This window comes from Enterococcus pallens ATCC BAA-351, assembly GCF_000407485.1.
Classification (GTDB): domain Bacteria; phylum Bacillota; class Bacilli; order Lactobacillales; family Enterococcaceae; genus Enterococcus_A; species Enterococcus_A pallens.
Genome location: NZ_ASWD01000001.1, coordinates 1,069,964 through 1,079,740 on the forward strand (window position 1 = coordinate 1,069,964; position 9,777 = coordinate 1,079,740).

The 9,777-nt window shown below is 40.3% G+C and carries 9 protein-coding genes; all 9 read left to right on the plus strand.

Features of this window, described 5'->3' with window-relative positions; all coding sequences use genetic code 11:
- Positions 1 to 220 precede the first annotated feature (220 nt).
- Positions 221 to 1,531 (plus strand): hypothetical protein, encoded by a 1,311-nt coding sequence (locus I588_RS05175; protein ID WP_010757904.1) that lies wholly within the window; start codon positions 221 to 223, stop codon positions 1,529 to 1,531.
- A gap of 133 nt (positions 1,532 to 1,664) precedes the next feature.
- Positions 1,665 to 3,119, plus strand: coding sequence for a serine hydrolase (locus tag I588_RS05180; protein ID WP_010757905.1), 1,455 nt, complete (start codon positions 1,665 to 1,667; stop codon positions 3,117 to 3,119).
- Positions 3,120 to 3,195: 76 nt separating this feature from the next.
- Positions 3,196 to 3,375, plus strand: coding sequence for a hypothetical protein (locus I588_RS05185; RefSeq protein WP_010757906.1), 180 nt, complete (start codon positions 3,196 to 3,198; stop codon positions 3,373 to 3,375).
- Positions 3,376 to 4,223: 848 nt separating this feature from the next.
- A complete protein-coding gene (locus I588_RS05190) occupies positions 4,224 to 5,330 on the plus strand; it encodes a tyrosine-type recombinase/integrase (protein ID WP_010757907.1) in 1,107 nt (368 codons plus the stop codon).
- Positions 5,331 to 5,685: 355 nt separating this feature from the next.
- Positions 5,686 to 6,075, plus strand: coding sequence for a DUF1149 family protein (locus I588_RS05195; RefSeq protein WP_010757908.1), 390 nt, complete (start codon positions 5,686 to 5,688; stop codon positions 6,073 to 6,075).
- A 92-nt stretch (positions 6,076 to 6,167) separates the two neighbouring features.
- Positions 6,168 to 7,922, plus strand: a complete 1,755-nt coding sequence (locus tag I588_RS05200) for a glucosaminidase domain-containing protein (protein ID WP_010757909.1) — start codon at positions 6,168 to 6,170, stop codon at positions 7,920 to 7,922.
- A gap of 13 nt (positions 7,923 to 7,935) precedes the next feature.
- On the plus strand, positions 7,936 to 8,751 hold the full coding sequence (locus I588_RS05205; protein WP_010757910.1) for a DivIVA domain-containing protein: 816 nt from the start codon (positions 7,936 to 7,938) through the stop codon (positions 8,749 to 8,751).
- Positions 8,752 to 8,767: 16 nt separating this feature from the next.
- Positions 8,768 to 9,583, plus strand: coding sequence for a DivIVA domain-containing protein (locus tag I588_RS05210; RefSeq protein WP_010757911.1), 816 nt, complete (start codon positions 8,768 to 8,770; stop codon positions 9,581 to 9,583).
- On the plus strand, positions 9,584 to 9,754 hold the full coding sequence (locus I588_RS27560; RefSeq protein ID WP_010757912.1) for a hypothetical protein: 171 nt from the start codon (positions 9,584 to 9,586) through the stop codon (positions 9,752 to 9,754). It abuts the gene before it with no gap.
- Positions 9,755 to 9,777 lie beyond the last annotated feature (23 nt).

The window sequence follows — 9,777 nt, forward strand, 5'->3', positions numbered from 1 at the left end:
CGTGATATACTTCTGTACTTACACAATCAATCGAATAGATAAGTTACCAGCTACTATAAGAGCTTTCATATACAGATTAATGTTTTTTGAGCTTTAGGTGTAAAATTGGATAATTAATATATAAAAGATGTCCATTTTTTGGCACAAACAGGAACGTAAGTTTGTTTATAATGATCGTAATAAGTGATCACTTATAATAAAACTATGAGGAGATTTAAAAATGAAAAGAAGAAAGCATTATTTGTGTTTGTTAGCTCTGGGACTTATCTTTTTGTTCTTTGGAGGTACTAAAGCTGAGGCTGCAGAACGATCAGTTGTGATAGACAGATTTTTGACTATGATTTATTCGGAAAATAAGGAAGAAGCTATACCTATTAGAAATGCACAGTTAAAGATTCTTTACTATGATGCTCAAGGAAAAAGGCATGTTTTGCGTGATGATTTAGTTTCAGATGATAATGGAGAAGTCAAGAATGTAACTGTCAATGTTCCAGACGACATTATTCGTGTTTATTTTGAATATGTTTTAAGCCGACCAGAAGTAGGAAAAATTGTTAATTCTAAAGGAATAACCTATCGTCCAATAACAGGATTCGTGATACCTGACAACCGTACAATAGATGCCACTTTGGTTCGTTTTCTTCTTAATTCAAGTGTGGAAAATGGTAGAGAACATAATTATCAAGCGATAAAGATATGGAACAGATACTACGATATGGTAAATGAAACAAAAGATAGTGTTCAAATTGCTTTAGATGCATTTCCACAACTGAAACCAACCTTCAACTATTCATTCGATCCGATTCCAGTTTTGTACGAGCATAACTATAAAAAAACGAGTGGTCCCGCATTTACAAGCAGCGCTACTAGCTTTGGGGAAATCAAGAAAGATCAACCTTTTATAAGTATTCCTCATATTGACGCCATGAACACTTATACAAGGATTCAGCAAGATGAATTTTTTGATATTAATTTATCTCACGAGTGGGGTCATTGGACGATGCGCCAGGCAATAGGTCGATTGGTGGGAGGCGCATATAATGGACATACTGGTTTCAATGAAAATGAAGCATTAAGTTATAAAGAAGGATGGTCAGTCTTTCAAGCTAACCGGTACACATATGGGTATGATTGGAATTGGCATCTTGACAATTCGATCCAACGGGCACTCGGGAAGTACGAATTTTGCTATGGACGATCAACAAATTGGACAGTGAACAGCATTTTTCGGGATATTTATGATAGAGAGTCACCGAGAGAACCAGAGGACCAGTATGATCTTGCGAGAGCCTGGATGCCTAATGTAGGAAGTTTAGATCCTGAGTACAGACAAAAATTATCCACTGGTTTAATCTTCATTGTAATGGTGAATAGTAAAGCAAAAACGTTAGCAGAATATATTGCATATATGGAAGCGAATGATTTCATAAAAGATAAGCCAGCTTTTGAAGAAATGCTAAATCTCAATGGATTGGACTCAAAAGGTAGGTTTACGTTGGATGCCGAGAATAAAGCTATTGTTTACAAATAGAAAGTGGGATGTCAGTAGGCAAACAAGTAATTAAATCGTGGTCTATTGTTTTGATCTGTAAATAGAACTGAATTTCTTCATATATTTCTTCTTATAAGTGTTCACTTATAAATACAAATTGAGGAGAGACAATATGAACAATCAGTTGAGAGCATCAAAAAATAATGAAAAACTAAATTTTGAAAAACCAAAAGAACAAATTAGTCTATATTTCTTGAGAAATTGTATAGAAAATGCGTGGTTTGAGAATGACTTGGATAAATGGGAAGTGAATTCTGGACAAGTTGCAATTGAATCATTTTGCCAAAAAAATTACTTGACTGTTGATTCAATAGTTTCCTCTCAAGTCAAGCAGCGAATCCATTTGAAAAAAGGTCATACTTATTATCTATCCTTTATGGTAAATGTTACTCGTTATGTTCGAGGTGCTTTTGGGGTTAAGGTATATGGTAACCTGGATGCTGGTACGAGCGTGCTGGTGGGTAAAATGGAAACTACGAACGGATTTGAACGAGTATCTAGTATTTTCAAAGCAAATGAAGATTCTAACACCTTTATATATGTGGGTAGTATTGATTCGGCAAATGGAGCGAGCCAATTGGGTCAATTAACATTAATTGATTTATCAGATTTTTTTGGAATCAACAATGACCTATCGACTGTTGATGTTGAATCTCTGTTGTTCAAAAGTAACGCTACAGGTAACTTCATAAGCTTGACCTCGGATCAGCAACTCGGTTATCCACTATTGAGTGATGAGAGTTGCATTCAACAGTTTATTGATGCAATGAATGAGAAATCTAGATTGCTAAGCATGACCAAAACAATATTCAAAAATTCTCACGGCTTAGTAGCAGACGGACAGGTTTCAACTTCGCGAGACATGCTTTTACTCGCTTTGCAGGCTGCAGGAACAGAGAATCTGTTAAAGGTTTGGGGAGCCAAAAATTATACAGTATCGATTGAAGGGCCTCACGCCAGAGAATTAAAGCTCCGTTCTTTAGTAGCCAGTCCATTAATTGAAGAAGAGTACACATTTTTAGGCGGAAAAACAGGAACAGTGAATGCCAAGAAGACGAATGTGCTGCTTCTGTTAGCAGATAAAGCATCCAATCTATTTCTCACCACTGTTATGGGTGCTACTTCAAACGAAAATCGATTCATTGATGCAAGAAAACTGGTAAAAATTGCTCAAAAGCGATTGTCTAATCCAAGTTATCAACCAGACGAAAAATTATCTGCGGTTTCAGGCAGTGTACTAGCTATAACTGGTCATCCGTTATTTTGGGCAAATGCTTTACCGCCATCGCTTTATGAGATAAATGAAAATGAGCAGTTAGCACCAGTTTCCCTGAACAAAGTCATGACTGCCTTGTTGTTGTTGGAACATGTGGTTAATTTACATGAGACATTTACTTTTAAGGAGTCAGATATTACTCGAGGCAGTGGTCCTCAAATGTATGCAGGAGATACCATTAGTTTTCTCGATGCTTTGTATTTGATGTTGTTGCCAAGTTCGAATAGTACCGCAACGGCAGTTGGTCGAGTTGTAGGAAGACGGATGATTGCAGTGCGAGGGATTCATTAATCAGGCACGAAATCACGTTCCTGCAATGCTGTCTTTTTGGAGTGTTCCACGTATTCAGAGTTACAAGGAGGGCAAAATGAAATATGTACTCACCAAATCTGACAAAGAAAAGTTCGCAAAACTGCTTGAAATTAATGTGTTATCAAGAAAAGGTGCATTTACGTTAGATAATGAAGGAAATCCTCTGACTGAGCCGCCTCAGTCGGTTGATCCATTATCTAATGTTGATGAGGATTGGGATGAGTGTGTAGATTAAGTTCTGAAAAATATACCGCAGTCTATCATTCTTTTTCTATTTGAACTAGAATGGACGAACCTCAGCCACCTTAGTTCGTTGTTAAACAACTAATTTTTTGTCCCGACGAATTCGGTGGATTATTTTCAGATTTGTATATGATAGTAAATTGGCTAAAAGAAAAACTTCTTATAAAACAGCGGAGAACTTCTGCTAGATTTCCTTATCCACTATTTAAAAGATCTAATTAAGCATGAGAGGCGCCTACAACTTATCTATTATGAAATATAATAGTTCACGAATGTTATGAGGCTAACCACTACAATCGAAATAAACAAACAGAACACCTAGTTACTTCTAGTTAATAGAAGCAGCTAGGTGTTTTTATTATCTACAGTTACAAGCGTTGCTTAAATAAAAAGAACTTTTTTTCGAGTATAAGGTAACTAGTTAGATCATTCAGGCTGGATATGAACATAAAATTTATATTTTTGTTAGCTCTCTTTAATTAAATGATCCATTTTTGATATATAATAAGGGGCTGAAAGTTTAATTTTTCACATGACGTTTTATTGGCTGCGGGGGGAAATCTAGTAGTTGGAGTGGAATAATTGCAGTTAAAAATTTCATAGTCTTGGAAAAACCACGAGCCTTTGAATAGTTAAAACTCATTTTTTTCAATTTCTTATTCTTAACTGTTTTAATTATAGAATAGGCCGTGAAAATACGCAATATGTTTTAAAAAAATAATTAATATGGACAATTCTATTTATTCTTTATGGGTAGAGTTGGACAAAAAACGGGAGTTGATGCGGTTTTTTCTATTTACCGTCATTATTTCCGTCAATAGTAAGAAAGGAAGAAAATGGATGCGTAGAGGCGAAAACATCTATAAAAGAAAAGACAAACGGTGGGAAGGAAGGTATGCGGTCGGCAAAAAAGCGAACGGCAGAAAAAAATACCGTTCGGTCTACGGGAAAACACTACAAGAAGTAAGAAAAAAACTGTATCCGCTAAAGCTTAAATACCAAATTCTCCAAGAAGTGCAAGGAAGTTCGTGCATTTCTTTACAAGAATGGGGGATGATTTGGCTGCGAGATTTACAGGCAGAAATCAAACCTTCTACCTATGCCAATTATGAACATAAGCTGACTCACTATGTTTTATCGGTTATTGGTGAGTATGGAATGAACGAATTAAATGAAGAGATTGGGGGAACGTTACTGCAGTCGCTGCAACAGCGGAGACTAAAAGCTTCTACTATAAAGGTGATTTTTCGCATTACAAATCAGTGTTTAAATTATGCGATTGAAAAGCAACAATTGAACGTAAATCCTTTCTCTCGAATAAAGCTTCCCAAGGTGAAAAAGGCAGAAAATCAAGCATTAAGTAAACAAGCACAAAAGGATTTGGAAAAAACTGCTTTGGCTGAAGCAAATGGGAAAGGACTCTCGGTTTTAATGGCTCTCCACGCTGGTCTGCGCATCGGAGAAACGGCTGCTTTAACCTGGAATGACGTTGATTTTGAACGGAATTTGATCTGTGTTAAATCAACATTACAACGAATTTCAGGTATATTTGGAAGCAAAAAAACTAAGCTTATTCATGCAAGTTCAAAGACAGCGGCCTCTATTCGAGTGATTCCGATGAGTCAAACCTTGAGAAAGGTTTTGTTAGAGCACAAAATAAAATCAGAGGGCAATTATGTGTTATCCACGAATCTTAAACCATCAGAGCCTAGGCTTTTGACTTATCATTTCCATCGTATTCGTAAAAAAGCAAAGCTGCCAGACATTCATTTTCATCAGCTGCGCCATACGTTTGCTACAAGATGTATTGAGAGTAAAGGCGATATTAAAAGTGTCAGTTACTTAATGGGGCATAGCTCTGTAAAATTGACGTTGGACACCTATACCGATTCTTTACTGGATCAACGAATTCAAGTTGTAGAACAAATGGAAGAAGCCATTAGATAATCTTACAAAAAGTAAGTATGCTGTTTGTAGGAAGGACTTGTTTTTCTCTTTTTTAGAAAGCGCTTACTAATATTTGATGTCGAATTTAAGGAACTATATTAACTGTTAAGGCCTTTTTTAACCTGTCTTTGTTGCTTAATTTGATAAATGAAAAACATAGTGAAGTCGTTTATATACTTTTTTATCCGTCAATTCTGGTCAATTGATGGTTTTTTTTGTTGGTTTAAACATGATTTTAGCTGTTTTCCTGGTTTTTCCAAGACCATGAAAAAATTCACCTTCTATATGAAGTGAAAGTTTATCTATGATCCGATACTGAATAGGTACTAAATGCTTAAATCTGGGAGGTGAACAAATGAATATCCATAGACGGAATCCACTGGTTGAAGCCTTCCACTATGATCGTGTGAAGACGGAGCAATCAGAAGATCAAGTGCTCAATCTGAGTATTCTCCCACTTGAAACAGAACAGCCAGAACCCCTCAAGCGTCAGACAAGTACGATTGGTTTGCGCTTGGACTTTACGTTAACGGTGAAGCAATTCAAGGTGACTGGAAGCATCAGTCAAATAAACCACATTAAAGACAAGGTGGTTGAAACACGAGAAGATTTGACCGAGTCCGAGCTATCTGAATTAGCCGCACCTTTATTAGAGCTGGTCCAACGTTTGACCTATGAAATCAGCGAAATAGCACTGAATGAACCGGGTACGATGCTAGCCTTTAATGAAGTACCTACAGCATAGGCTATAACCCTTAATTATATAGAAAACAAATTGGACCTTCAAGTAAGGGGGATAGGCACGTTCTTATCTTATAGATGTAAGGAGAAAATACTGTGAATAGAAAACAAAGGTATCAACGGTTATTGGACAAAGAAATTTTTCGTTCTCGCTGCAAACATCCAAAATTGAAAAAAGGCATTATCGGGACTACGACACTGCTAGGTTCTGCCTCGATTGCGCTAAACAGTACCTCTGTTTTAGCCCATGCAGCAGAAGAAGTTATTGCCACTGAAAATAAAATCAGCAGTGAAGCACCACCAACAAGTGGGTCAATTTCATTTGGAGCTGCAACAGCTGACAAAACGGCAACGACTTCTACGGTTGATCAGACCAAGGCAACTGCCTCAGCTGAGACGAAAGAAGAAGCGAAGACTGTTGTTCAGGAAACTGCAAAAGCAGAAACGAGCGAACAACCAGTTGCACCTGATGAGAATAGTGAACAGGTCGTTTTACCTGATCAAAACAGTGCGGCAGCTGAAAACCAATCTGGAGAAGAAACGACAAATTCGGAATCGGATAAGGAAGAACTTCCAACGCCTAATTCAAATGGGGAAGAGGAAGCACCTACACCAGATCCAGGCGATACGGAGGGAGAAACACCCGATCCTACTCCTACGCCAGAGGAACCGGAACCAATTCCTGAACCAGGGAAGCCGGAGCCAGAGAAACCAAAACCAGAACCTGAGCCTGAAAAGGAAACGCCGACACCTGAACAGCCAAAACCAGCTGAACCGGAGAAAGAGACTCCGGTAACTGAATCAGAATATGAAGTTATTTACGTGCAACAGCCGGTGGAACAACCCGTTCAAGAACCAGCTCCAGAACCGATTGTTGTTCACTCACCGGAAAACGTGGTACCTGTTGGGCCCCAACAAACAACAGTGAGTCATGGCTCTATCAAGTTTGATCGGAATCTAACCACGACGGAGTTCATTGAAGAAATCGGGGAAGCGGCAAGAGAAGTCGGGCAAGAACATGACTTATATGCCTCAGTCATGATTGCCCAAGCCATTCTAGAATCCGGTTCTGGCGGCAGTCAATTGGCGCAAGCTCCAAACTACAATTTGTTTGGGATTAAGGGTGAGCATGAAGGCAAAAGTGTCAGCTTTGCCACTCAAGAAGACACGGGCGGCGGCAATATGACAACTATTCAAGCCAGCTTCAGAGCCTACGACGATTACGAAGATTGCTTTGAAGATTATGCCAAGCTGTTAAAAGAAGGGATTTCGGGCAATCCTGATTTTTACAAGGGGGCTTGGAAGACCACGACCGAGAATTATGAAGAGGCTACGGCTTTCTTAACTGGTAAGTACGCCACCGACACTTCTTACAATAAGAAGCTGAATGGCTTGATCGAAACCTACAACTTAACGCAATACGATCATCCGAAAGAAGAGGGGACAGCAACTAATCAAGTTGCTTCATCGGGGTATTTACTACCATTAAATGATTTTGTCGTGTCTAGTTCCTTTGGGATGCGCGGCAGTGAATTCCATCGCGGGATTGACTTAGCTGCAGGTGAAGGCATGCCTATTTTCGCTAGTAAAGCGGGCACGGTCTTAATCGCAGAATATCACTACTCATGGGGCAATTATGTCGTGATCCAGCATGAGAATGGTGAAACGACCTTGTATGCTCACCAACGCAACTTCGCAGTCAACGCAGGCGAACGAGTGGAGCAAGGACAAACGATCGGCTTTGTTGGTTCAACCGGGAATAGCACCGGCAGCCATTTGCACTTTGAATTGTGCTTAGATTCAACCTTAGCAGTGGAGCGACTGGTTGATCCAGCAACAGTATTGTTTTAGGAGGGGGAATTGAATGAAATTTGATGCAGAAAAGATTAAGAAAACCACGTTTCCCGTGGCATCTTTTTCGGGCTATCGGAAATACGACGTGGATGACTTCTTGTATTACGTCGCTAAGGATTATCGGCGATTTGAACAAGACAAGGAAGATCTAAAGGAAGAGATCGAGATGTTGACCACGCATCAGAAGAAACAAGCCGAAGAGATGAGCAAGGAACGTTCGGAATATGTGGTCACCATTCATGAACAGAAGAAAGAAATTGAAGACCTGGAACGCCAGCTGCGAGACCTGCAATTCAAGCAAAAGCAAGAACCAGTTAAGCCAACCGGCAGCACCTTCCAGGAAGCCATCCTGATTTCTCAGGAAGCTGCCTTGGAAATCGAGCGCAGTGCCGAAATAGAAGGTGCCAAAATTATTGAAGAAGCCCATGTGGAACGAGGGCGCATCATTAAAGAAGCCAAAGAAGAACAAGCACAGCTGATGCGAGAAGCCCAAGCGAAACGAGAAGGGCTGCAGCAGGAAATGGCTCGCCTGATTGAACAAATGGAAGCCAAGAAACAGGAAATGGAAAGCACCCGCCAACAAGAGCTGATGAAGCTGGAACAGGAAAAAGCCGTCATGCTGGAGGAAGCCAAAAATGAATTGGCACAGTTGGCCGAACAGATGGAACACACCAAACAGGAGCTGGAACTGGCTAAGCGAGAAGAAATCAACTTCCGCGATACGCTGATTTATGACTACAAGGCCGCTTTAGCTCGGGTCAATGATGAGAAGTGGGAGCACTGGGCCACGGCCTATCAGGAAGAATTGCAAAAAATCCAAGCGTAAGAAAGGAACTATGCCAATGAATTTTGAAGCCATTGAGATCAGGAAGCTGACCTTTAAGAAAAATGTTTTAGGCGGCTTTCGTCAGCTGGACGTCAATGATTTTCTGCGGAATGTGGCGGATGACTATGAGACCTACGACGAACGTATTCGCCGCTTAGTCGAAGAAAAGGATCGCTTGGACGCTGAGCTTGCCAAGCATCAAGCAGGACAACACACAGCAGTGACGCGATTGGAGCAGGAAAAAAATGAGTTACTGAAGAAAATTCAGCAGCTGGAACAGGAAAAGAAACAGCTGGAGCTTCAAAAAGAACCGCTGGAACGCTTCCAGGAGCTGCAGATTGAGTACGAGGATCTCAATAAGATGAAGCGCATTGCGCAAAAGACCCTGCAGGCCGCAGAAAAAGCAGCCAATCGACTGTTAGAGGAAGCTGAGAAAAAGAAAGCCACCTTGCTTTCTGAGGCGGAGCAACAAAAGACCAGCTTACTAAATGCGGCAGAAGAAGAGCGCCTGCAATACCTCTTCGATGCCAAGCTGGAAATCAGCACCCTGCAGAAGGAACAGGATCAACAGGCCAATGAACTCTTAGCCGAAAAAGCCAATTTAGAACAAAAACGGCAAGAGCTATTACAGCTGAGAACGCAAATTTGTGAGGAAGTCCAAACCTTCGCCGGCATGATGGCCGCAACTCGACAAGAAATCAGCCAAGAATACGTGAACAGCATCGAGACCTTAACGAAGCAGAACGAAGCCGTTCGTCAAAAGACACAAACCAGCAGCACACCACAAGAACCACCAACCCTGGTACTGACACAGGAGAAAGAGGTCATGTAAGTGGGGAAGAAAGCAGAGACGGCGTCGATCTATGATCCCTTTGTCCTGCGGTATTTAACGTTGGAAAAGAAGTTCAGTCAAAAGGTGATCTTTCTCTATGACTTCAAGGAATACAAGACGCTGAAGGAGATCTTAGTGTTGGCGGAAAAGGTGAAGGAATTACGAGAATAGACATATATTTATTACTTGCAAGC

What these genes read in the sequence shown, in the direction of transcription:
- I588_RS05175 (WP_010757904.1), top strand. Translation starts at nt 221, where the DNA reads ATGAAAAGAAGAAAGCATTATTTGTGTTTGTTAGCTCTGGGACTTATC.
- I588_RS05185 (WP_010757906.1), top strand. Translation starts at nt 3,196, where the DNA reads ATGAAATATGTACTCACCAAATCTGACAAAGAAAAGTTCGCAAAACTG.
- I588_RS05205 (WP_010757910.1), top strand. Translation starts at nt 7,936, where the DNA reads ATGAAATTTGATGCAGAAAAGATTAAGAAAACCACGTTTCCCGTGGCA.
- I588_RS05190 (WP_010757907.1), top strand. Translation starts at nt 4,224, where the DNA reads ATGCGTAGAGGCGAAAACATCTATAAAAGAAAAGACAAACGGTGGGAA.
- I588_RS05195 (WP_010757908.1), top strand. Translation starts at nt 5,686, where the DNA reads ATGAATATCCATAGACGGAATCCACTGGTTGAAGCCTTCCACTATGAT.
- I588_RS05180 (WP_010757905.1), top strand. Translation starts at nt 1,665, where the DNA reads ATGAACAATCAGTTGAGAGCATCAAAAAATAATGAAAAACTAAATTTT.
- I588_RS05210 (WP_010757911.1), top strand. Translation starts at nt 8,768, where the DNA reads ATGAATTTTGAAGCCATTGAGATCAGGAAGCTGACCTTTAAGAAAAAT.